We start from the raw sequence: 21,375 nt of genomic DNA, 5'->3' as shown, positions 1-21,375 counted from the left end.
CTTTAAAGCCTGCCCTGCGCCACCCGCTGCTGGTGGCTTTGGGCAAAGGTCAGCATGCCTGCCTGCTGCCCGGTCTGCATCATGCCGGGCAACTGGTGGGTTTTCCCCTCGCGAATAAGATTCGCCACCGCCGGGGTGTTCACCAGCAGTTCAAACAGCGCCACCCTGCCCCCCTGCCTGTCAGCCTCCAGCTTTTGCGCCAGTACCGCCTGTAAACTGCCCGCCAGCTGGCTGCGTACCGGATCTTTTTCCTGCGCCGGAAAGGTGTCCACCAGCCGCTCTATCGCCTGCGCCGCGCCACGGGTATGCAGGGTTGCCAGCACCAGATGGCCGGTCTCCGCCGCCGTCAGCGCCAGCCGGATGGTTTCACTATCGCGCAGCTCGCCGAGCAAAATCACATCGGGATCTTCCCGCAGCGCCGCCCGTAAGCCGTCGGCAAACGAGGCGCAGTGCGGGCCAATTTCCCGCTGCTGGATCAGGCATTGCGCGCTCTGGTGCACAAACTCCACCGGATCCTCCAGCGTCAGAATATGGCCATGCAGCGAGTGATTAAGCGCGTCGACCATTGCCGCAAGCGTGGTGGATTTGCCGCTGCCGGTCGCCCCGGTCACCAGGATCAGACCATTTTCCCGTGCCAGCAACGTGTTCAGAAGCGGCGGTGTCTCCAGCGCTGCCAGCGTCGGGCAACGATCCGGCAACAGGCGCAACGCCAGCGAGATGCCGCGATGGTGGCGAAAGGCGCTGGCACGCAGGCGATGGTGATTGAGCGAAAGGGCGAAATCCACCTGACGCCGGGTGCGCCACTCGTCACGCTGCTGCTCATCGAGCGTGGCCTGTAACAGGGCGTCGGGATCCGGCGGCGGAAAAGGCGCGGCCTCCAGCCTGCCCTGTCGTCGCCAGCGCGGCGGCCCGTCACTGCACAGGTGTAGATCCGAGACGTTATGCTTTACACTAAGGGCCACGATCTCTTCCATATCCATAAAGCCTCCTGGAAACATGAACGATATAGCGCATAACCTGGCACAGGTTCGGGATAAAATCTCAGCGGCGGCAACGCGTTGCGGCCGTGCTTCAGAAGAAGTTACGCTGCTTGCAGTGAGCAAAACAAAACCTGCGAGCGCCGTCGCAGATGCGGTCGCTGCGGGTCAGCGCGCGTTTGGCGAAAATTACGTTCAGGAAGGCGTCGACAAGATCCGCCACTTTCAGGAGACGGGCGTCGCCGGGCTGGAGTGGCACTTTATCGGCCCGTTGCAGTCCAACAAAAGCCGTCTGGTGGCGGAGCATTTTGACTGGTGTCATACCGTGGATCGTCTGCGTATCGCCAGCCGTCTGAGCGAGCAACGTCCGGCGACCCTCGCGCCGCTTAACATCCTGATCCAGATAAACATTAGTGACGAAGCGAGCAAGTCCGGCATTGCCCTGAGCGAGCTGGATGCGCTGGCGGCGCAGGTGGCGGAATTGCCCGGCGTGCGCCTGCGCGGGCTGATGGCGATCCCTGCGCCTGTGTCAGATTATGAAAGGCAGTTTGCGGTGGCACGGCAAATGGCTGTAGCATTTGACGCGCTCAAAGCGCGTTATCCCACCGTCGACACCCTTTCGCTGGGAATGTCGGACGATATGGACGCCGCCATTGCGGCAGGCAGCACTATGGTGCGCATCGGAACCGCTATCTTTGGTGCGCGCGATTACACAAAAAATAAGGAAAACTGAGGAACGCCATGAAGACGTTGACTTTCCTGCTCTCGACGGTCATTGAACTCTATACGATGATCCTGTTGCTGCGCATCTGGATGCAGTGTGCCCGCGTGGATTTTTACAATCCACTGTCGCAGTTTATCGTTAAAGTGACCCAGCCGGTGGTGGGGCCGCTGCGTCGGGTGATCCCGGCGATGGGGCCGATTGACAGCGCCTCGCTGCTGGTTGCGTTTCTGCTGTGCGTGCTGAAAGCCATCGTGCTGTTTATGGTGGTGACCTTCCAGCCGATCATCTGGATCGCCGCCGTACTGATCCTGCTTAAAACCATTGGCCTGCTGATTTTCTGGGTGCTGCTGGCGATGGCGATCATGAGCTGGGTAAGCCAGGGCCGCAGCCCGGTAGAGTTCGTGCTGATGCAGCTGACCGATCCGCTGTTACGCCCAATCCGCCGCCTGCTGCCGTCGATGGGCGGTATTGATTTCTCGCCGATGATCCTCGTGCTGCTGCTGTACGTGCTCAATATGGGTATTGCAGAGTTGTTGCAGTCTACCGGCGATATGCTGCTGCCAGGGCTGTGGATGGCGCTGTGAGTGCAGTCTGCGCCTGTGAAGACGGGCTGGTTTTACGGCTGTATATTCAGCCGAAAGCCAGCCGGGATGCGATTGTCGGGCTGCATGGCGACGAAGTAAAAGTCGCCATCACCGCCCCACCGGTGGACGGCCAGGCCAATGCGCATCTGGTAAAATATCTCGCTAAGCAGTTCCGCGTCGCCAAAAGCCAGGTGGTGATTGAAAAAGGCGAACTGGGCCGCCATAAGCAGGTTAAAATTATTCATCCGCAAACTATCCCGACTGACGTCGCGGCATTACTGAATTAGGATCCGCTATGCAAAAAGTTGTCCTCGCTACCGGTAACGCCGGTAAAGTGCGCGAGCTTGCCTCGCTGTTGAATGATTTCGGCCTCGACGTGGTGGCGCAAACGGAACTGGGCGTCGATTCCGTGGAAGAGACCGGCCTGACCTTTATCGAAAATGCGATCATCAAAGCACGCCATGCGGCGAAAGTAACGGGTTTACCGGCGCTGGCCGATGACTCCGGTCTGGCGGTCGACGTGCTGGGCGGCGCGCCGGGGATCTACTCCGCGCGTTTCTCCGGCGTTGATGCCAGCGATCAGCAGAATCTCGAAAAACTGCTCGAAGAATTACAGGACGTGCCGGACGATAAACGTCAGGCGCAGTTCCACTGTGTGCTGGTGTATATGCGCCACGCTGACGATCCGACACCGCGGGTATGCCACGGCAGCTGGCAGGGGGTCATCACCCGCGAGCAGGCCGGAAACGGCGGCTTTGGCTACGATCCGATTTTCTTTGTCCCTTCGCTGGGCAAAACCGCTGCGGAACTGACCCGCGAAGAAAAGAGCGCTATTTCCCATCGTGGACAGGCGCTGAAACTGTTACTGGAAGCATTGCGTAATGGCTAATTTGCCACCCCTGAGTCTTTATATTCATATTCCCTGGTGCGTGCAGAAATGCCCGTACTGCGATTTCAACTCCCATGCGTTAAAGGGCGAAGTGCCCCATGACGACTATGTGGCGCATCTGCTGTGCGATCTGGATGCCGATGCCGCCTATGCCCAGGGACGTGAAGTAAAGACTATTTTTATCGGTGGCGGTACGCCGAGCCTGCTTTCCGGTCCGGCGATGCAAACCCTGCTCGACGGCGTGCGGGCGCGTCTTAACCTCGCCGCTGACGCTGAAATTACCATGGAAGCCAACCCCGGCACGGTGGAAGCGGATCGCTTCGTTGAGTATCAGCGGGCGGGCGTTAACCGTATCTCCATTGGCGTGCAAAGCTTCAGCGATGAGAAGCTGCGCCGTCTGGGGCGTATTCACGGGCCGGACGAAGCAAAACGGGCGGCGCATCTCGCCGCCGGGCTGGGGCTGCGCAGTTTTAACCTCGATCTGATGCACGGTCTGCCGGATCAGTCTCTGGAAGAAGCGCTGGATGATTTGCGTCAGGCGATTGCCCTGAACCCGCCGCATCTTTCCTGGTATCAGCTGACCATTGAGCCGGGCACGCTGTTTGGCTCGCGTCCGCCGGTGCTGCCGGATGATGATTCGCTGTGGGATATTTTTGAGCAGGGCGACAAGCTGCTGACCGCCGCAGGCTATGTGCAGTATGAAACCTCGGCCTACGCGAAACCAGGCTATCAGTGCCAGCATAACCTTAACTACTGGCGCTTCGGCGATTATCTGGGCATTGGCTGCGGCGCGCACGGTAAAGTCACCTTCCCGGACGGGCGGATTTTGCGTACCGCCAAAACACGCCATCCGCGCGGCTATATGCAGGGGACCTACCTTGATAAGCAGCATGATGTCGCGGCAGAGGACAAACCTTTCGAGTTCTTTATGAACCGTTTCCGCCTGCTGGAAGCGGCGCCGCGCGCGGAGTTTACGCGCTACACCGGGCTTGATGAAGCGGTGATCCGCCCGCAAATCGATAAGGCCATTGCCCTTGGCTATCTTACCGAGTCGGCAACCTGCTGGCAGATCACCGAACAGGGTAAGCTGTTCCTCAATTCGCTGCTGGAGCTGTTTCTGGCTGAATAGCCCCTCTCCCCCGGGAGAGGGAGAAGGGAAAGACTGCCTGCTTATTTAAATCCTTTTGCTTCTTTAATCAGCTCGTAGGCTTTCTGGATCTCCTGCGCTTTTTGCTTCGCCATCTCCATCATTTCCGGCGGCAGCCCTTTGGCGACCAGCTTGTCCGGATGGTGCTCGCTCATCAGCTTACGGTAAGCGCGCTTGACGGTGGTGGCGTCGGCGTCAGGTTTCACCCCCAGCACATTGCAGGCGTCTTCCAGCGTCGGTCCGCGCTGCGCCTGTTGCCATTCGCCGCCGGACTGCTGCTGATAGCCATCGCCGAAGTGCGCCCCGCCCTGCATCATGCGTAAGAACTGGTCGAACTGCATACGGGAGATGCCCAGCTCTTCGGCGATCACATACAGCACTTCACGCTCGTTGGGATGCAGCGAGCCGTCCGCAAAAGCGGCCTGGATCTGAATTTCCAGAAACATCCGTATCAGATCGAAGCGTCCAAAACAGATGCTGCGGAACTGACGCATTTTTTCGCGCAGCGGATAGTTATCCGCCTTACCGACGCGAAACGCCTGCTGCGCGGCGGCACGCGAGTCGCCATGCAGATTCATACGATCCATAAACAGGGTTGCCACCTGAATATCGGCCTGCGTCACATGGCCTTTGGATTTGGTTAAATGGCCCATCACCTCAAAGGTGGTGGCGAAAAAGAGCGACTGACGTTCACGCTGATTAGCAAACCACGCCATTTTACGGCTGCGTGCCTTGTCAAACATATGCCCGATCAATAGCCCGAGGAGCACGCCCCAGAAGCCCCCGCCCATCATTAAGGCGATGGCGACACCAATCACTTTTCCCCAATACTGCATATACTCCCCAAATCGTCATGCCGTCGGCTAAAATTTGCATTATCATACCCGTCATTCTATGCCGTGCACAGGCACAGCCTTCTTTAGCAGGCTCGATCACGGGCAGGATTAACACTAGCGCTGCGAAGGTGAGTAAGTTAGTCTCTGACTGTTTGCAAGCCGTAAAGCCACTGATGACGGAACAACAAATACAACGTATGAATAAACGTATTCCCACCCTTCTGGCCACCATGATTGCCTCTGCTCTGTACAGCCAGTACGGACAGGCGGCCGATCTTGCCTCGCAGTGTATGCTGGGCGTACCAAGCTATAACCGCCCTCTGGTGACAGGGGATACTAACAATCTGCCCGTCACCATTAACGCGGACCATGCGAAAGGCAATTACCCGGACGATGCCGTGTTTACCGGCAAGGTTGATGTCCAGCAGGGTAACAGCCGTTTGCAGGCCGACGAGATGCAGCTGCATCAGCAGGTGGCGGAAGGCCAGGCCGATCCCGTGCGCACCGTCGACGCACTGGGTAACGTACATTACGACGATAACCAGGTCATTCTGAAAGGTCCGAAAGCCTGGGCGAATCTGAATACCAAAGATACTAACGTCTGGGAAGGCGATTATCAGATGGTAGGACGTCAGGGTCGTGGTACTGCCGACCTGATGAAACAGCGCGGTGAAAACCGCTATACCATTCTGGATAACGGTACCTTCACCTCCTGTCTGCCGGGGTCGAATACCTGGAGCGTGGTGGGTTCGGAAGTGATCCATGACCGGGAAGAACAGGTGGCGGAAATCTGGAACGCGCGCTTTAAGCTCGGGCCGGTGCCGGTGTTCTACAGCCCCTATTTGCAGTTACCGATTGGCGACAAACGCCGCTCAGGTTTCCTGATCCCGAACGCCAAATACAGCACCACGAACTATTTTGAGTTCTACCTGCCGTACTACTGGAACATCGCGCCGAACTTCGATGCCACCATTACCCCGCACTATATTCACAAGCGTGGCAATATTCAGTGGGAAAACGAATTCCGTTACCTGACCCAGGCGGGCGCAGGTCTGGTGGAGTTTGACTATCTGCCGTCTGATAAAGTCTATCAGGATGAGAACCCGACCGAGAGCGATCGTCACCGCTGGTTGTTCTACTGGCAGCATGGCGGCGTGCTGGATGAAGTATGGCGCTTTAACGTTAACTATACCAAAGTCAGCGACCCAACCTATTTCAACGACTTTACCACCAAATACGGTTCCAGCACCGACGGTTACGCCACGCAGATATTCAGCGTGGGCTACGGTATTGAAAACTTCAATGCCACGCTGTCGACCAAGCAGTTCCAGGTGTTTGATACCCAGAGTGGCGACTCCTATTCCGCTGAGCCGCAGCTGGATATGAACTTTTACCAGAATGACGTTGGTCCCTTTGATACCCGCGTCTATGCTCAGGCTGTGCATTTTGTTAACGCGAATGAAATTATGCCGGAGGCTACGCGTTTACATCTTGAGCCTACCATTAATTTGCCACTTTCAAACGAGTGGGGCAGCCTGAACACCGAAGCTAAGGTCATGGCGACCCATTACCAGCAAACGAATATTGACGACTATAACAATGCCACCAAAGCTGGCCTTGAAAGCTCAGTAAGTCGTGTGCTGCCGCAGTTTAAAGTTGACGGCAAAATGGTTTTCGAGCGCGACATGAACTGGGCGGAAAACTTTACCCAGACGCTGGAGCCGCGCGCGCAGTATCTGTACGTGCCTTATCGTGACCAGAGCGGCATTAAAAACTATGACTCGTCGCTGCTGCAGTCTGACTACAGCGGCCTGTTCCGCGATCGCACTTACGGCGGTCTTGACCGTATCGCCTCTGCTAATCAGGTGACTACCGGTATCACATCGCGCATTTATGATGACGAATCGGTTGAACGTTTTAACGTTTCTGTTGGTCAAATCTACTATTTCTCAGAGTCCCGTACCGGGGATGACAATATTAACTGGGAAAAAGATAACAACACCGGTTCGCTGGTCTGGGCAGGCGATACCTACTGGCGCATGTCTGACCGCTGGGGTCTGCGCGGCGGGGTGCAGTACGATACGCGCCTTGATAACGTAGCCACCAGCAGCGCGACATTAGAGTATCGTCGTGACGAAGACCGTATGGTACAGCTGAGCTATCGCTACGCCAGCCCGGAGTATATCCAGGCGGCGCTGCCAAATTATGATGTCACCTCTGATCAATACAAAGATGGCATCTCGCAGGTAGGCGGCGCGGCAAGCTGGCCGATCGTCGACCGCTGGTCGATTGTCGGCGCGTACTATTTTGATACCAACACCAGCAAACCGGCGGATCAGATGGTCGGTCTGCAATATAACTCCTGCTGCTACGCTATCCGCGTTGGGTATGAACGTAAGCTGAACGGCTGGGATCCACAAAGTAACCAGAGTAAGTACGATAAAGTTATCGGCTTTAACATCGAACTGCGCGGCCTGAGTTCTAACTACGGTCTGGGTACCCAGCAGATGCTGCGTTCGAACATTCTGCCTTATCGTTCTACTTTGTAATGTCGTTGATTTGCAACGTAATCCGCATTGCGGTTAATGGAAATGGAAAAAGTATGAAGAACTGGAAAACGCTGCTGCTCGGTCTCGCTATGGTTGCGAACACCGGTTTCGCTGCGCCGCAGGTTGTCGATAAAGTCGCTGCCGTCGTCAATAATGGCGTGGTGTTAGAAAGTGACGTTGATGGTTTGATGCAGTCCGTGAAACTCAACGCCGGTCAGGCGGGCCAGCAATTGCCGGATGACAACACGCTGCGTCACCAAATTCTTGAGCGGCTGATCATGGATCAGATCATCCTGCAGATGGGCACTAAAATGGGTGTCAAGGTCACTGACGAGCAGCTCGATCAGGCGATCGCCAACATCGCCAAACAGAACAACATGACGCTGGATCAGATGCGCAGCCGTCTGGCTTACGATGGCGTTAATTACAGCACCTACCGTAACCAGATCCGTAAAGAGATGCTGATCTCCGAAGTGCGCAACGGCGAAGTGCGCCGCCGCGTCACTATTCTGCCGCAAGAGGTGGAATCTCTGGCACAGCAGGTGGGCAATCAGAACGATGCCAGCACTGAGCTTAACCTGAGCCACATCCTCATTCCTCTGCCGGAAAACCCAACTTCCGATCAGGTGAACGAAGCGGAAAGCCAGGCGCGCTCTATTGTTGAGCAGGCGCGTGCCGGTGATGACTTCGGTAAGCTGGCGATCACTTACTCTGCCGACCAGCAGGCGCTGAAAGGCGGCGAAATGGGCTGGGGCCGTATTCAGGAGCTGCCGTCTATCTTTGCCCAGGCGCTGAGCACGGCGAAGAAAGGCGACGTGATCGGTCCGGTACGTTCCGGCGTGGGCTTCCATATTCTGAAAGTGAACGATCTGCGTGGTCAGAGCCAGAGCATTTCCGTGACCGAAGTACACGCGCGTCACATCCTGCTTAAGCCGTCGCCTATCATGACCGACGACCAGGCGCGTGTGAAGATCGAGCAGATCGCAGCCGACATCAAGAGTGGTAAAACCACCTTTGCTAATGCGGCGAAAGAGTTCTCTCAGGATCCGGGCTCTGCGAATCAGGGCGGCGATCTGGGCTGGGCTGCGCCAGACATTTTCGATCCGGCATTCCGCGATGCGCTGACTAAGCTCAACAAAGGCCAGATCAGCGGACCGGTTCACTCTTCCTTCGGCTGGCACCTGATTGAACTGCTGGACACCCGTAACGTCGACAAGACCGATGCGGCGCAGAAAGATCGCGCGTACCGCATGCTGATGAACCGTAAAATGTCAGAAGAAGGCGCAGCCTGGATGCAGGAACAACGCGCCAGCGCTTACGTGAAAATCCTGAGCAACTAATGAACGTTCAGCGTGTCGTTATCACTCCCGGCGAACCCGCCGGGATTGGCCCCGACCTCGTCGTCCAGCTCGCCCAGCGCGACTGGCCGATGGAACTGGTGGTCTGCGCCGACGCAGCGCTTCTCACAGACCGGGCCGCCCAGCTCGGTCTGTCGCTTTCGCTGCTTCCCTGGCAACCTGAAAATCCCCCGCAGCCGCAACGCGCCGGTACCTTAACGCTGTTACCCGTGGCGCTGCGCGAGTCCGTGGTGGCAGGACAGCTGTCAGTGGCGAATGGTGCCTATGTGGTGGAAACCCTGGCGCGCGCCTGCGACGGCTGCCTGAACGGTGAGTTTGCCGCGCTGGTGACCGGGCCGGTACATAAAGGCGTGATTAACGACGCCGGCGTGCCCTTCACCGGACATACCGAGTTCTTTGAAGAACGCGCGCAGGCCAGCAAAGTGGTGATGATGCTGGCGACGGAAGAACTACGCGTGGCGCTGGCGACGACGCATCTGCCCATTAAAGCCGTAGCAGACGCGATTACCCCGGCCCTGCTGCGCGATGTGATCACCATCCTGCATCACGATCTGCGCACTAAATTTGGCATCGGTGAACCGCACGTGCTGGTCTGCGGCCTGAACCCGCACGCCGGTGAAGGCGGACATATGGGAACGGAAGAGATCGACACCATTATTCCGGTGCTTAATGAACTGCGCGCGCAGGGGATGAATCTCAGCGGTCCGTTACCCGCCGACACGCTGTTCCAGCCTAAATATCTCGATCACGCCGATGCGGTGCTGGCGATGTACCACGATCAGGGCCTGCCTGTGCTAAAATACCAGGGCTTTGGCCGCGGGGTAAATATTACGCTCGGCCTGCCCTTTATTCGCACCTCGGTTGACCACGGTACTGCCCTTGAACTGGCGGGCCACGGGAAAGCCGATGTCGGCAGTTTTATTACGGCGCTTAATCTCGCCATCAAAATGATTATTAATACTCAATGAATACGAGAGTCCATCAGGGCCATCTTGCCCGCAAACGCTTCGGGCAAAACTTCCTCAACGATCAGTTTGTGATCGACAGTATCGTTTCGGCGATCAACCCTAAACCCGGTCAGGCGATGGTCGAAATCGGCCCGGGCCTTGGCGCGCTGACCGAGCCGGTTGGCGAGCGCATGGATAAAATGACCGTGATCGAGCTGGATCGCGATCTGGCGGCCCGCCTGCAAACGCATCCGTTTTTGGCCCCTAAGCTGACGATTTATCAGCAGGATGCCATGACAATGAATTTCGAAGAGCTGTCCACGACCCTCGGCCAGCCTTTGCGCGTGTTTGGCAACCTGCCGTATAACATCTCCACGCCGTTAATGTTCCACCTGTTTAGCTATACTGGTGCCATTGCCGACATGCATTTTATGCTGCAAAAAGAGGTGGTGAATCGCCTGGTTGCAGGACCAAACAGTAAAGCGTATGGTCGTTTAAGCGTGATGGCGCAATATTATTGCCAGGTGATCCCGGTACTTGAAGTGCCGCCGACGGCCTTTACGCCAGCGCCAAAAGTGGATTCCGCGGTCGTCAGACTGGTACCGCACGCCACGCCGCCGTATCCGGTAAAAGAGGTTCGCGTACTGAGTCGTATCACGACCGAAGCATTCAACCAGCGTCGTAAAACGATTCGTAACAGCCTCGGTAATTTGTTCAGCGTCGAGGTTCTCGCCTCGCTGGGTATTGATCCTGGCGCCCGCGCAGAGAACATCTCTGTGGCGCAATACTGCCAGCTGGCGAATTACCTTATTGATAATACGCCGCCGAAGGAGAGTTAAGTCATGAGCAATTCGCCCCGCGTATGTGTTCAGGTACAGAGCGTTTATATTGAGTCTCAGTCAGCACCGGAGCTTGAACGTTATGTCTTTGCGTACACCGTAACCATACGAAATCTGGGGCGGACGCCTGTGCAGGTGCTCGGGCGCTACTGGCTTATCACCAACGGCAACGGCCGTGAAACCGAAGTCCAGGGCGAAGGTATCGTCGGCGTGCAGCCGCATATCGACGCCGGCGACGAATATCAGTATACCAGCGGCGCAGTGCTTGAAACGCCGCTGGGCACCATGCAGGGTCATTATGAAATGATCGATGCCCAGGGGAATGCTTTCCGCATTGCCATTCCGGTTTTCCGACTCGCCGTCCCTACACTTATCCATTAATCACATGTCTACATATCTGATTGGCGACGTTCATGGTTGCTACGATGAATTGATCGCATTATTAAAGCAGGTGCAGTTTGATCCGCAGATGGACACGCTGTGGCTAACGGGCGACCTGGTGGCGCGGGGTCCGGCGTCGCTGGAGGTGCTGCGCTTTGTGAAATCGCTTGGCGACAGCGTGCGCATGGTGCTCGGCAATCACGATCTGCATCTGCTGGGCGTGTATGCGGGTATCAGCCGTAACAAGCCGAAAGATCGTATTACGCCGCTGCTGGAAGCGTCGGACGCCGACGAGCTGATCAACTGGCTGCGCCGTCAGCCGCTGTTGCAGGTGGATGAAGAGAAAAAGCTGGTGATGGCCCACGCAGGTATTACGCCGCAGTGGGATCTGGAAACCGCCATCGCCTGCGCCAGAGACGTCGAGTCCGTGCTGGCCAGCGACACTTACCCGTTATTCCTCGACGCCATGTATGGCGATATGCCGAACAACTGGTCGCCGGAGCTGGCCGGGCTGGCGCGTTTACGCTTTATCAGCAACGCCTTTACCCGCATGCGCTTCTGCTTCCCGAACGGGCAGCTGGATATGTACTGTAAAGACGTGCCGGAGAATGCCCCTGCCCCGCTGAAGCCGTGGTTTGCGATTCCGGGGCCGGTGGCGGAAGAGTACAGCATCGCCTTTGGTCACTGGGCGTCGCTGGAAGGAAAAGGTACGCCGGAAGGCATTTATGCGCTGGATACCGGCTGCTGCTGGGGCGGCGTGCTGACCTGTCTGCGCTGGGAAGATAAAACCTGGTTTGCGCAGCATTCGAATCGCCAGCTGGATCTGGGCGAAAACGAAGCGGCGTCATTCTGAGGGATGTCCGCCCACACCGGTCAGGCGTGGGCGGAACAGAGCATTACCGGCGGTCTAAAATCTCAAAACAGTAGCTGTGCGAATTCTGCGCATCGGCGTCGTGAAACTCGCTGAACACCGACTCCCAGTCATCCGGCTCGTAGTCAGGGAAATGAGTATCCCCTTCCACTTCTGCATCAATATGGGTCAGATACAGGCGCTGCGCTTTCGGCAGGAACTGCTCGTAAACCCGACCGCCGCCGATCACCATGATTTCTTCCGCGTCGCCGCAGGCGGCAATCGCCTCATCCACAGAAGAGACCCACTGCACGCGATCGTCAGTCCCCGGATTGCTGCTGATGACGATATTTTTACGTCCCGGCAGCGGGCGTCCGATGGACTCCCAGGTCAGGCGGCCCATCACCACAGGTTTATTTAAGGTATTGCGTTTAAACCAGGCGAGATCGGCAGGCAAGTTCCACGGCATGGCGTTTTCCATGCCGATAACGCGATCTACCGCTAACGCCGCAATCAGACTGATCATTGAATGTATCCCGGTGCAAAAAATTGTCGCCACTATACGTAAAGCGCATTCTCACGTCGACTGGCGACAGGGTAAAGAATGATAAAATTTTTCATTCTGCTGACGGCTTCACTGCCGGTTCATCCCGCGGATCGCCGGTGTGTTTGCCCTCTTCCGTGCCCTGCCAGCCGTGGCGCTGAATAAGCGACAGGTGCGCGCGATCTTCAGTGATGATCTCGCTCAGCATCGCGCTGGTGCGTTTATACACCGCCGCGCGCGACTGGGTGTCATTGTCGACCTGCGCCATTTCTTCCACCATCTGCGCATTATAACGACGGAACAGATCGGCACGCTCGCGCGCCTCATACTGACCCAGCCCCAGCCCTTCCAGCGCCATACGTCCGAGTCTGAGCGCCCCTTCGAAGGTTTCACGCTCTGGCCTTTCGACCCCGGCCTGGCGAAGACGAATAAAGTGATCAACGTCGCGGGCGCGGGCGATAATTGTCAGGTGCGGGAAATGCGCTTTCACCAGTTCCGTCAGTTGCAGGTTGGTTTTCGGATCGTCAATGGCGTTGATAAAGACTTCCGCCTTCGCCGCGCCAGCGGACTCCAGCAGATCCACCCGCGTGGCGTCGCCGTAAAATACCTTCATGCCAAACTTGCGCAGCGTTTCGATATGGTCAGGATCGTGATCCAGTACCACCATTTTCACGCCGCTGGAGAGCAGCAAACGTCCGGCGATCTGCCCGAAGCGTCCAAACCCGGCGACGATCACCCGCGGCTGTTCTTCATCAATTTCATCCGCCTCGCGCGGCTGGCCGACAGCGGCATTTTCCAGACGCGTCAGCAGCACCAGCAGGATCGGCGTGGCGGCCATCGACAGCGCCACCGCCAGGGTCAGCGCCTTCGCCCACTCGGGATCCAGCACGTTCGCCGTCTGCGCCGCGCCAAAGATCACAAAGGCAAACTCACTCCCCTGCCCCAGCAGCACGGCGAACCAGCGGCGCTGTTTTCCCGGCACCTTCAGCGGACGGGCAATCAGCCACAGAACCAGGGTTTTGATCACCAGGAAACCCAGCAGCAGAACGGCGATGCGCAGCGGATGCGTCACCAGCGTACCAAAATCGATGGACATGCCGACGCCGATGAAAAACAGCCCTAACAGCAGTCCCTTGAAAGGTTCGATGTCGCTTTCCAGCGCATGACGATACTCGGAGCTTGCCAGCAATACCCCGGCTAAAAACGCGCCCATTGCCATCGACAAACCGGCTTCTTCCAGCAGCAGACCGAAGCCAAACACCAGGAACAGCGCCACGGCGCTGAACACTTCCCGCAGGCCGGATCGCGCCACAAAACGCAGCGCCGGTCGCGCCACATAACGGCCAATCAATACCACCAGCACCAGCGCGCCCACCACTTTTAACGCCGAAAGTGAAAAGGTGCTGAGCGTCATGGCTTCACCGCTGGCGGCCATCAGCGGGATCATCGCCACCAGCGGAATGGCGGCAATATCCTGGAACAGCAGCACGGCAAAGGCGCTGCGGCCCATTTGCGAGACCATCAGGTTGCGCTCGTTCATTGCCTGCATGGCAATGGCGGTGGAAGACAGCCCCAGCGTCAGGCCGATCAGCACCGCCACCTGCCAGCGCAGGCCCAGCGCCATACAAAACGCGCCAAGCAGCAGACCGCAGGCCAGCATTTGCAGCGCGCCGCCGCCAAATACCGAGGCGCGCAGCTTCCACAGCCGCTGCGGATCCAGCTCAAGGCCGATGACGAACAGCATCAGCACCACGCCGATTTCGGCGAAATGTAAAATCGACTGCGCATCCGTCACCAGCCTCAAACCCCACGGGCCGATGATGCAGCCTGCAATCAGATAACCCAGAACGGATCCGAGGCCGAGGCGCACGGCAACCGGCACGATAAGTGCGGCGGATCCCAGATAGATCAGCGCCTGAATGAGCGTATGGCTATCCATGATGTGTCTCCTGCCAGTCAGTCAGACGTTGTTTATAGTGGCGCGCCTGCGCCTGAAGGGTTTCGTCGTCATCAACGAAGGTATTGTGCATGGCAAAAGGCGGCAGCCATTGCAGGCCACAATAGATCGCCGTCGACTGGAGCGGCTGCGAGAGCACATCAAAGCCCGGATGGGCACCGAGTTCGAAATGGTGTTTTCCGCCGCCGGTGGTCACTGCCCACAGCAGCTGTTTACCGTGCAACGCCTGACCGCCCTCGCCGTAAGCCCAGCCGTGGGAGAGCACTTTGTCCATCCACAGTTTCAGCAGCGGCGGCACGCTGTACCACTGCATCGGATGCTGCCAGACGATGAGATCGGCGCGTTCCACCGCCGCCTGTTCGGCAGAGATATCGATATTAAAGTCGGGGTAAAGTTCGTATAAAGAGCGGATTTCCACGCCGTCGAGCGTCTCTGCCTGCTCAATCATCCGTTTATTCGCATGGGAATGCCGCGGATAGGGATGGGCATAAATAATAAGGATCATGAGTAACCTGTCTGCACCGTGCTTATATTTGCCCTGAGTGTAGACAGTTAATGGTTGCGCTTACAGCGAAAACTTACAAGCCGTTTACAAAACAACGCCCCGTTACCGGCAGGTAACAGGGCGTCTTTATCAGGCTGGTGCAGATTAGTTATCCAGCTCGCTCATGCCTTTCAGCTGGTCACGGTTAATCTGCTCGGTCTGACCGGTTTTGGCGTTTTTATAGGAGACCATGCCGGTGTCATTATCGACTTCCGGTTTACCGTCGGTGACGATGGTGCTGCCGTCGGTGGTTTTTACTTCCTGATTTGATGAGCAACCGGCAACGGTCATCATGGTCGTCGCTGCAAAAAGTGAAGCCAGTAAAAGTTTATGTCGCATGGTGTTCTCCCCGCGTTTTCAGTGAATTTTTGTTCCGGATAATTTAACTGTAGATGAAACAACTGCGGGCGGGAGAAAACACAGAACACTCTGAATGGGTTACGAAATAACAACAGTGAAACAGACAGGCAGAAACAAGCGAAGCGTCACCCGGCAACATGCGTTTACCGGGTGACGGGGTGACAATTTACTTATCGATCTGCGCGTGCATTTCCTGTACTGAAATCACTTTCTCGGTGGCATCGGCATTCAGCGCCATCGCGGTGGCGAAGCCGCCGTTCAGGGTGGTGTCGTAATGCACTTTATATTGCAGCGCGCTGCGGCGAATGAGTTTGGAATCTTCAATCGCCTGACGGCCTGCGGTGGTGTTGATGATGTAGGTGTATTCGCCATTCTTGATACGATCCTGAATGTGCGGACGGCCTTCATGCACCTTGTTCACCAGACGCGGGTTGATTCCGGCTTCACCCAGCACAATCGCGGTGCCGTGGGTGGCATCCAGCTCGAAGCCCTGCTTGAGCAGTTTGGCCGCCAGATCCACCACGCGCTCTTTATCGCCTTCACGCACCGACAGCAGTGCGCGACCGGTTTTCTTCATGGTCGAGTTGCTGCCCAGCTGCGCTTTGGCAAAGGCTTCCGCAAAGGTACGACCCACGCCCATCACTTCACCGGTAGAGCGCATTTCCGGCCCTAACAGCGGGTCAACGCCCGGGAACTTGTTGAACGGCAACACCACTTCTTTCACCGAGTAGTACGGCGGGATGATCTCTTTGGTCACACCCTGCTCGGCCAGCGATTTCCCTGCCATCACGCGCGCTGCCACTTTCGCCAGCGGCACGCCGGTGGCTTTGGAGACGAACGGCACGGTACGCGCCGCACGCGGGTTCACTTCAATCAGGTAGACTTCGTTGTCCTTCACCGCAAACTGCACGTTCATCAGGCCGCGCACCTGCAACTCGAAGGCCAGCTTCTGCACCTGCTGGCGCATCACGTCCTGAATCTCCTGGCTCAGCGTGTAGGCCGGCAGGGAGCAGGCGGAGTCGCCGGAGTGCACGCCAGCCTGTTCGATGTGCTCCATGATGCCGCCAATCAGCACCATTTCGCCGTCGCAGATGGCGTCAACGTCCACTTCCACCGCATCATCCAGGAAGCGATCCAGCAGTACCGGCGCATCGTTGGAGACGCTGACGGCAGTCATAAAGTAGCGACGCAGATCCACTTCGTCATAAACGATTTCCATCGCGCGGCCGCCAAGCACATAGGACGGGCGCACCACCAGCGGGTAGCCAATCTCTTTCGCTTTCTCGACCGCCATTTCGATGGCCGTCACCGTGGCGTTGGCTGGCTGTTTCAGCTTCAGACGATCCACCGCCTGCTGGAAACGTTCGCGGTCTTCGGCGCGGTCGATGGCATCCGGGCTGGTGCCGATAACCGGTACGCCTGCGGCTTCAAGCGCACGCGCCAGTTTCAGCGGCGTCTGGCCGCCGTACTGGACGATCACGCCTTTCGGCTTCTCGATACGCACGATTTCCAGCACGTCTTCCAGCGTTACCGGCTCAAAGTACAGACGGTCGGAGGTGTCGTAATCGGTGGAGACGGTTTCCGGGTTACAGTTAACCATAATGGTTTCATAACCATCTTCGCGCAGCGCCAGCGAGGCATGTACGCAGCAGTAGTCAAACTCAATGCCCTGACCGATACGGTTCGGCCCGCCGCCCAGCACCATGATTTTTTCGCGATCCGGATTCGGGTTCGATTCGCACTCTTCTTCATAGGTGGAGTACATGTACGCGGTGTCGGTGGAGAACTCCGCCGCACAGGTATCCACGCGCTTGTAAACCGGGTGCAGGTTGTACTGCTCACGCAGTTTGCGCACTTCGGATTCGCGCACGCCCGCCAGGGTTGCCAGACGCGCATCGGCAAAGCCTTTACGCTTCAGGGTACGCAGGAAATCCGCGTCGAGGCCGTTAATGCCCACTTCCGCGACTTTCTCTTCCAGACGCACCAGCTCTTCAATCTGCACCAGGAACCAGCGGTCGATGTTGGTCAGGTTGAACACGCCGTCGACGGACAGCCCGGCGCGGAAGGCATCGGCGATATACCAGATACGCTCGGCGCCCGCGTCTTTCAGTTCGCGGCGGATTTTGGTCAGCGCTTCCGGGTCGTCAAGGCTCACTTTCGGGTCAAAGCCGGTCGCGCCCACTTCCAGACCGCGCAGCGCTTTTTGCAGCGATTCCTGCTGGGTGCGGCCAATCGCCATCACTTCGCCGACGGATTTCATCTGCGTGGTCAGGCGGTCGTTTGCGCCGACAAATTTTTCGAAGTTAAAGCGTGGGATCTTGGTGACCACGTAGTCGATGGACGGCTCAAACGAGGCCGGAGTACGGCCACCGGTGATGTCGTTCATCAGTTCGTCCAGCGTGTAACCTACCGCCAGTTTCGCCGCCACTTTGGCAATCGGGAAACCGGTCGCTTTCGAGGCCAGCGCCGAAGAGCGGGAAACGCGCGGGTTCATTTCGATCACGATCAGGCGACCGTTTTTCGGGTTCACCGAGAACTGGACGTTAGAGCCGCCGGTTTCGACGCCGATTTCACGCAGCACCGCCATCGAGGCGTTACGCATGATCTGATACTCTTTGTCGGTCAGGGTCTGCGCTGGTGCAACGGTGATGGAGTCGCCGGTGTGGATGCCCATGGCGTCGAAGTTTTCGATAGAGCAGACGATGATGCAGTTGTCGTTTTTATCGCGCACCACTTCCATTTCGTACTCTTTCCAGCCAATCAGCGACTCATCGATCAGCAGCTCTTTGGTCGGCGAGAGGTCGAGGCCGCGGGAGCAGATCTCTTCAAACTCTTCGCGGTTATAAGCGATACCGCCGCCGGTGCCGCCCATGGTAAAGGACGGACGGATAATGCACGGATAACCCACGTCAGCGGCAACCGCCAGCGCTTCTTCCATATTGTGCGCAATGCCGGAGCGGGCGGTGTCGAGGCCGATTTTCTTCATGGCGATGTCGAAACGGCGACGGTCTTCGGCTTTATCAATGGCGTCTGCGGTCGCGCCAATCATGGTCACACCGAATTCTTCCAGCACGCCCTGACGTTCCAGCTCCAGCGCGCAGTTCAGCGCCGTCTGGCCGCCCATGGTTGGCAGCACCGCGTCCGGACGCTCTTTTTCGATGATTTTGCGCACCACTTCCCAGTGGATAGGCTCAATATAGGTGGCATCGGCCATTTCCGGGTCGGTCATGATGGTGGCCGGGTTAGAGTTCACCAGAATAACGCGGTAACCCTCTTCACGCAGCGCTTTACACGCCTGCGCGCCGGAATAGTCGAACTCACAGGCCTGGCCGATAACAATCGGGCCAGCGCCAAGGATCAGGATGCTTTTTATGTCTGTACGTTTTGGCATGGCTTTTATGGCTCCTGATTATTTGGCGACAGAACGGTAAGTCTTGATCAGTTCAATAAAGTGGTCGAACAGCGGCGCGGCATCGTGCGGGCCGGGGCTGGCTTCCGGGTGGCCCTGGAAGCTGAACGCCGGTTTATCGTTACGATGGATGCCCTGTAGCGTGCCGTCGAACAGCGACTTGTGGGTCACGCGCAGGGTTGACGGCATGGTGGACTCGTCCACCGCAAAACCGTGGTTCTGGGCGGTGATCATCACCACGTTGTTTTCCACGTCTTTCACCGGGTGGTTGCCGCCGTGGTGACCAAATTTCATCTTCACGGTTTTGGCACCGCTGGCCAGCGCCAGCAGCTGATGGCCGAGACAGATGCCGAACACCGGAATATCGGTATCGAGGAAGGTTTTAATCGCCTCGATGGCGTAATCGCATGGTGCCGGGTCGCCGGGACCGTTGGAGAGGAAGATGCCGTCCGGGTTCATTTTCAGCACCTCTTCTGCCGGGGTTTGCGCCGGAACAACCGTCAGACGGCAGCCGCGATCCACCAGCATGCGCAGAATGTTGCGCTTCGCGCCGTAGTCGTAGGCCACCACGTGGAACGGCAGTTCGCTTTCGGCGCGGGCTTCGGGCAGTTCGCCTTCAAGCGTCCAGCTCCCCTGCGTCCAGCTATAGCTCTCCTGAGTGGACACGACTTTCGCCAGGTCCATACCGTTAAGGCCAGGGAAAGCTTTCGCTTTTTCCAGCGCCAGCGCCGCGTCCGGGTTATCACCGGCGATGATGCAGCCGTTTTGCGCCCCTTTCTCACGCAGCAGGCGCGTCAGCTTACGGGTATCGATATCGGCAATCGCCACGATGTTATGGCGTTTCAGGTAAGAGGAGAGATCTTCCTGATTGCGGTAGTTGCTGGCAATCAGCGGCAGATCGCGGATGACGAGGCCTTGCGCATGTACCTGAGAGGATTCTTCGTCAGCAGAATTGGTGCCGACATTACCGATATGAGGATAAGTAAGAGTAACGATTTGGCGGGAGTAGGAAGGATCAGTGAGGATTTCTTGATAACCGGTCATTGAAGTATTGAAAACGACTTCCCCAACCGCCGAACCTGTTGCCCCTATGGCCCGACCGTAAAACTGGGTTCCGTCTTCCAGAACCAATAGCGCTGACTTAATCAAAACACCCTCCAGAGAATATTCACTCACTTTATTTGCATATTAATTCATAATGAGCCCGTGAATCAATGCAAATTTGCTTACCCGCGAATTTTCGGCAAACGGCGGCATTCTAGAGACAGGTGAGACAAAAGTCTACCCGATCGACCATTTTTATTTATGTTTTTGCGCCTCTGACAAACCACAGAAGGCAAAGGCAGTGAAAAGATCAGCTATATCAGGCAGGAAAACGCTTGCGCGGTTAGAAAACTGGAATATTTGTCTGGCACCCTGCAAAACCGGACCAGATGGTCAAAATTTACATTACAGAAACAAATAAACCGAAGAAGATTGAAAATTTCGGAGGTTTAATAGAAAAATATTAATGAAAAGCAAAAATAAAGGGACAATAAAATATTGCCCCATGTAATCAAGTAATTATGATTACCACAACCACATCACGAGAGGTAATAAAGGCTATAAATTGTTAAGATCCAGCACATCACGCATATCAAAAAGACCGCTTCGCTTCGCTTTCAGCCACAATGCCGAGCGAACCGCACCATTGGCAAAGGTCATACGGCTGGAGGCTTTGTGCGTGATTTCAATGCGCTCGCCGATATCGGCAAACATCGCCGTGTGTTCACCCACGATGTCGCCTGCGCGCACGGTGGCAAAACCGATGCTGCCCGGCACGCGTTCGCCGGTGTAACCTTCACGGCTGTACACCGCGCACTCCTTCAAATCTTTATCCATCGCCTGCGCAATAGCTTCACCCATCGCCAGCGCCGTGCCTGACGGCGCATCCACTTTATGACGGTGATGCGCTTCGATAATTTCGATGTCGGTATAATCACCCATCACTTTGGCTGCTTTCTCCAGCAGCTTGAGCATCACATTCACGCCAACGCTGAAGTTCGCCGCAAAGACTATGCCGATGTCCTGCGCGGCCTCGCTGATGGCCGCTTTGCCCGCGTCGTCAAAGCCGGTGGTGCCAATTACCATGCCCTTGCCGTGCTCACGGCAGAAGGCCAGATGCGCCAGCGTGCCTTCCGGGCGGGTAAAATCGATAAAGACATCAAAATCGTCTTTCACAGCCTCAAGATCGCTCTGCACGGTAACGCCGGTTGTGCCCGCGCCCGCCAGTTCACCCGCATCGCTGCCAAGCAGCGACGATCCCTCACGCTCAAGGGCCGCGCCGAGCGCCACGCCTTCCATTGCCAGTGCCGCCTGGATCAGCTGGCGACCCATACGGCCACCGGCTCCCGCGATGGCCACGCGGATGTTTGCCTCTTGCATAGTTGTACTCTTTTGTTAATGAAATGCTGAAAAAACGTTTTCAGAGTAACCAGCCC

General features: G+C 56.9%; 20 protein-coding genes. 11 read left to right on the top strand and 9 right to left on the bottom strand.

Features of this window, described 5'->3' with window-relative positions; all coding sequences use genetic code 11:
* Positions 1-2: 2 nt before the first annotated feature.
* The gene (locus QRD42_RS08155) at positions 3-980 is read right to left on the bottom strand and encodes a type IV pilus twitching motility protein PilT (RefSeq protein ID WP_321988595.1); all 978 of its coding nucleotides are present in this window, start codon (positions 978-980) and stop codon (positions 3-5) included.
* 16 nt (positions 981-996) lie between these two features.
* Between QRD42_RS08155 and QRD42_RS08150 the strand changes: the two genes are divergently transcribed.
* From QRD42_RS08150 to hemW, 5 genes are read left to right on the top strand one after another with little or no spacing between them, the layout of a single operon-like run.
* Entirely contained in the window at positions 997-1,710 is a 714-nt protein-coding gene (locus QRD42_RS08150; protein WP_321988594.1) for a YggS family pyridoxal phosphate-dependent enzyme, read from the top strand.
* Between the two features lie 8 nt (positions 1,711-1,718).
* On the top strand, positions 1,719-2,285 hold the full coding sequence (locus QRD42_RS08145) for a YggT family protein (protein ID WP_072570523.1): 567 nt from the start codon (positions 1,719-1,721) through the stop codon (positions 2,283-2,285).
* Positions 2,282-2,572, top strand: a complete 291-nt coding sequence (gene yggU / locus QRD42_RS08140) for a DUF167 family protein YggU (RefSeq protein WP_072570521.1) — start codon at positions 2,282-2,284, stop codon at positions 2,570-2,572. The genes QRD42_RS08145 and yggU overlap by 4 nt, the downstream gene beginning before the upstream one ends.
* 8 nt (positions 2,573-2,580) lie before the next feature.
* Positions 2,581-3,174 carry an XTP/dITP diphosphatase gene (locus QRD42_RS08135; RefSeq protein WP_321988593.1) on the top strand — a complete coding sequence of 198 codons (594 nt, stop codon included), beginning with the start codon at positions 2,581-2,583 and terminating at the stop codon, positions 3,172-3,174.
* Complete coding sequence (gene hemW, locus QRD42_RS08130; protein WP_321988592.1) at positions 3,167-4,303, top strand: radical SAM family heme chaperone HemW; 1,137 nt, start codon at positions 3,167-3,169, stop codon at positions 4,301-4,303. The genes QRD42_RS08135 and hemW overlap by 8 nt, the downstream gene beginning before the upstream one ends.
* Positions 4,304-4,344: 41 nt before the next feature.
* On the opposite strand, the gene djlA is transcribed toward hemW, so the two are convergent.
* The gene (gene djlA / locus QRD42_RS08125) at positions 4,345-5,157 is read right to left on the bottom strand and encodes a co-chaperone DjlA (RefSeq protein ID WP_072570516.1); all 813 of its coding nucleotides are present in this window, start codon (positions 5,155-5,157) and stop codon (positions 4,345-4,347) included.
* 197 nt (positions 5,158-5,354) lie between these two features.
* Here djlA and lptD point away from each other — a divergent pair, with 197 nt between their 5' ends.
* The 6 genes from lptD to apaH are packed head-to-tail and all read left to right on the top strand — an operon-like array spanning position 5,355 to position 12,084.
* Complete coding sequence (gene lptD, locus QRD42_RS08120; protein WP_321988591.1) at positions 5,355-7,706, top strand: LPS assembly protein LptD; 2,352 nt, start codon at positions 5,355-5,357, stop codon at positions 7,704-7,706.
* 53 nt (positions 7,707-7,759) lie between these two features.
* The gene (surA, locus tag QRD42_RS08115; RefSeq protein WP_072570513.1) at positions 7,760-9,046 is read left to right on the top strand and encodes a peptidylprolyl isomerase SurA; all 1,287 of its coding nucleotides are present in this window, start codon (positions 7,760-7,762) and stop codon (positions 9,044-9,046) included.
* Positions 9,046-10,032: a 4-hydroxythreonine-4-phosphate dehydrogenase PdxA gene (gene pdxA / locus QRD42_RS08110; RefSeq protein ID WP_321988590.1), complete on the top strand. Its 987-nt coding sequence runs from the start codon at positions 9,046-9,048 to the stop codon at positions 10,030-10,032. Before surA ends, pdxA begins: the two co-directional genes overlap by 1 nt.
* Complete coding sequence (gene rsmA / locus QRD42_RS08105) at positions 10,029-10,850, top strand: 16S rRNA (adenine(1518)-N(6)/adenine(1519)-N(6))-dimethyltransferase RsmA (protein ID WP_072570510.1); 822 nt, start codon at positions 10,029-10,031, stop codon at positions 10,848-10,850. The genes pdxA and rsmA overlap by 4 nt, the downstream gene beginning before the upstream one ends.
* Before the next feature lie 3 nt (positions 10,851-10,853).
* Positions 10,854-11,231: a Co2+/Mg2+ efflux protein ApaG gene (gene apaG, locus QRD42_RS08100; protein WP_072570508.1), complete on the top strand. Its 378-nt coding sequence runs from the start codon at positions 10,854-10,856 to the stop codon at positions 11,229-11,231.
* 4 nt (positions 11,232-11,235) lie between these two features.
* The gene (gene apaH, locus QRD42_RS08095) at positions 11,236-12,084 is read left to right on the top strand and encodes a bis(5'-nucleosyl)-tetraphosphatase (symmetrical) ApaH (RefSeq protein ID WP_321988589.1); all 849 of its coding nucleotides are present in this window, start codon (positions 11,236-11,238) and stop codon (positions 12,082-12,084) included.
* Positions 12,085-12,127: 43 nt separating this feature from the next.
* Here the strand turns inward: apaH and folA are convergent, their stop codons facing one another.
* The 7 genes from folA to dapB form a co-directional block, all read right to left on the bottom strand.
* Positions 12,128-12,607 carry a type 3 dihydrofolate reductase gene (gene folA / locus QRD42_RS08090; protein ID WP_072570504.1) on the bottom strand — a complete coding sequence of 160 codons (480 nt, stop codon included), beginning with the start codon at positions 12,605-12,607 and terminating at the stop codon, positions 12,128-12,130.
* A gap of 91 nt (positions 12,608-12,698) precedes the next feature.
* A complete protein-coding gene (kefC, locus tag QRD42_RS08085) occupies positions 12,699-14,564 on the bottom strand; it encodes a glutathione-regulated potassium-efflux system protein KefC (RefSeq protein ID WP_321988588.1) in 1,866 nt (621 codons plus the stop codon).
* Positions 14,557-15,087, bottom strand: a complete 531-nt coding sequence (kefF, locus tag QRD42_RS08080) for a glutathione-regulated potassium-efflux system oxidoreductase KefF (RefSeq protein ID WP_321988587.1) — start codon at positions 15,085-15,087, stop codon at positions 14,557-14,559. Before kefF ends, kefC begins: the two co-directional genes overlap by 8 nt.
* 144 nt (positions 15,088-15,231) lie before the next feature.
* The gene (locus tag QRD42_RS08075) at positions 15,232-15,465 is read right to left on the bottom strand and encodes a YgdI/YgdR family lipoprotein (RefSeq protein ID WP_072570501.1); all 234 of its coding nucleotides are present in this window, start codon (positions 15,463-15,465) and stop codon (positions 15,232-15,234) included.
* 187 nt (positions 15,466-15,652) lie between these two features.
* Positions 15,653-18,877 (bottom strand): carbamoyl-phosphate synthase large subunit, encoded by a 3,225-nt coding sequence (gene carB / locus QRD42_RS08070; RefSeq protein ID WP_321988586.1) that lies wholly within the window; start codon positions 18,875-18,877, stop codon positions 15,653-15,655.
* A gap of 18 nt (positions 18,878-18,895) precedes the next feature.
* Positions 18,896-20,044, bottom strand: a complete 1,149-nt coding sequence (carA, locus tag QRD42_RS08065) for a glutamine-hydrolyzing carbamoyl-phosphate synthase small subunit (RefSeq protein WP_321988585.1) — start codon at positions 20,042-20,044, stop codon at positions 18,896-18,898.
* Between the two features lie 453 nt (positions 20,045-20,497).
* Entirely contained in the window at positions 20,498-21,319 is an 822-nt protein-coding gene (gene dapB / locus QRD42_RS08060) for a 4-hydroxy-tetrahydrodipicolinate reductase (RefSeq protein WP_321988584.1), read from the bottom strand.
* Between the last annotated feature and the right edge of the window lie 56 nt (positions 21,320-21,375).

Origin of the sequence: Enterobacter sp. PGRG2 (assembly GCF_030291195.1) — a bacterium.
GTDB lineage: Bacteria > Pseudomonadota > Gammaproteobacteria > Enterobacterales > Enterobacteriaceae > Enterobacter_D.
Note: the sequence above shows the minus strand (reverse complement) of the source record. Positions and strands in the feature narration are given on the sequence as shown.

Excerpts from the sequence above, each read along its gene's own strand:
- QRD42_RS08155 (WP_321988595.1), bottom strand. The coding sequence starts at position 980 with ATGGATATGGAAGAGATCGTGGCCCTTAGTGTAAAGCATAACGTCTCG.
- QRD42_RS08150 (WP_321988594.1), top strand. The coding sequence starts at position 997 with ATGAACGATATAGCGCATAACCTGGCACAGGTTCGGGATAAAATCTCA.
- QRD42_RS08145 (WP_072570523.1), top strand. The coding sequence starts at position 1,719 with ATGAAGACGTTGACTTTCCTGCTCTCGACGGTCATTGAACTCTATACG.
- QRD42_RS08135 (WP_321988593.1), top strand. The coding sequence starts at position 2,581 with ATGCAAAAAGTTGTCCTCGCTACCGGTAACGCCGGTAAAGTGCGCGAG.
- hemW (WP_321988592.1), top strand. The coding sequence starts at position 3,167 with ATGGCTAATTTGCCACCCCTGAGTCTTTATATTCATATTCCCTGGTGC.
- djlA (WP_072570516.1), bottom strand. The coding sequence starts at position 5,157 with ATGCAGTATTGGGGAAAAGTGATTGGTGTCGCCATCGCCTTAATGATG.
- lptD (WP_321988591.1), top strand. The coding sequence starts at position 5,355 with ATGAATAAACGTATTCCCACCCTTCTGGCCACCATGATTGCCTCTGCT.
- surA (WP_072570513.1), top strand. The coding sequence starts at position 7,760 with ATGAAGAACTGGAAAACGCTGCTGCTCGGTCTCGCTATGGTTGCGAAC.
- pdxA (WP_321988590.1), top strand. The coding sequence starts at position 9,046 with ATGAACGTTCAGCGTGTCGTTATCACTCCCGGCGAACCCGCCGGGATT.
- rsmA (WP_072570510.1), top strand. The coding sequence starts at position 10,029 with ATGAATACGAGAGTCCATCAGGGCCATCTTGCCCGCAAACGCTTCGGG.
- apaG (WP_072570508.1), top strand. The coding sequence starts at position 10,854 with ATGAGCAATTCGCCCCGCGTATGTGTTCAGGTACAGAGCGTTTATATT.
- apaH (WP_321988589.1), top strand. The coding sequence starts at position 11,236 with ATGTCTACATATCTGATTGGCGACGTTCATGGTTGCTACGATGAATTG.
- folA (WP_072570504.1), bottom strand. The coding sequence starts at position 12,607 with ATGATCAGTCTGATTGCGGCGTTAGCGGTAGATCGCGTTATCGGCATG.
- kefC (WP_321988588.1), bottom strand. The coding sequence starts at position 14,564 with ATGGATAGCCATACGCTCATTCAGGCGCTGATCTATCTGGGATCCGCC.
- kefF (WP_321988587.1), bottom strand. The coding sequence starts at position 15,087 with ATGATCCTTATTATTTATGCCCATCCCTATCCGCGGCATTCCCATGCG.
- QRD42_RS08075 (WP_072570501.1), bottom strand. The coding sequence starts at position 15,465 with ATGCGACATAAACTTTTACTGGCTTCACTTTTTGCAGCGACGACCATG.
- carB (WP_321988586.1), bottom strand. The coding sequence starts at position 18,877 with ATGCCAAAACGTACAGACATAAAAAGCATCCTGATCCTTGGCGCTGGC.
- dapB (WP_321988584.1), bottom strand. The coding sequence starts at position 21,319 with ATGCAAGAGGCAAACATCCGCGTGGCCATCGCGGGAGCCGGTGGCCGT.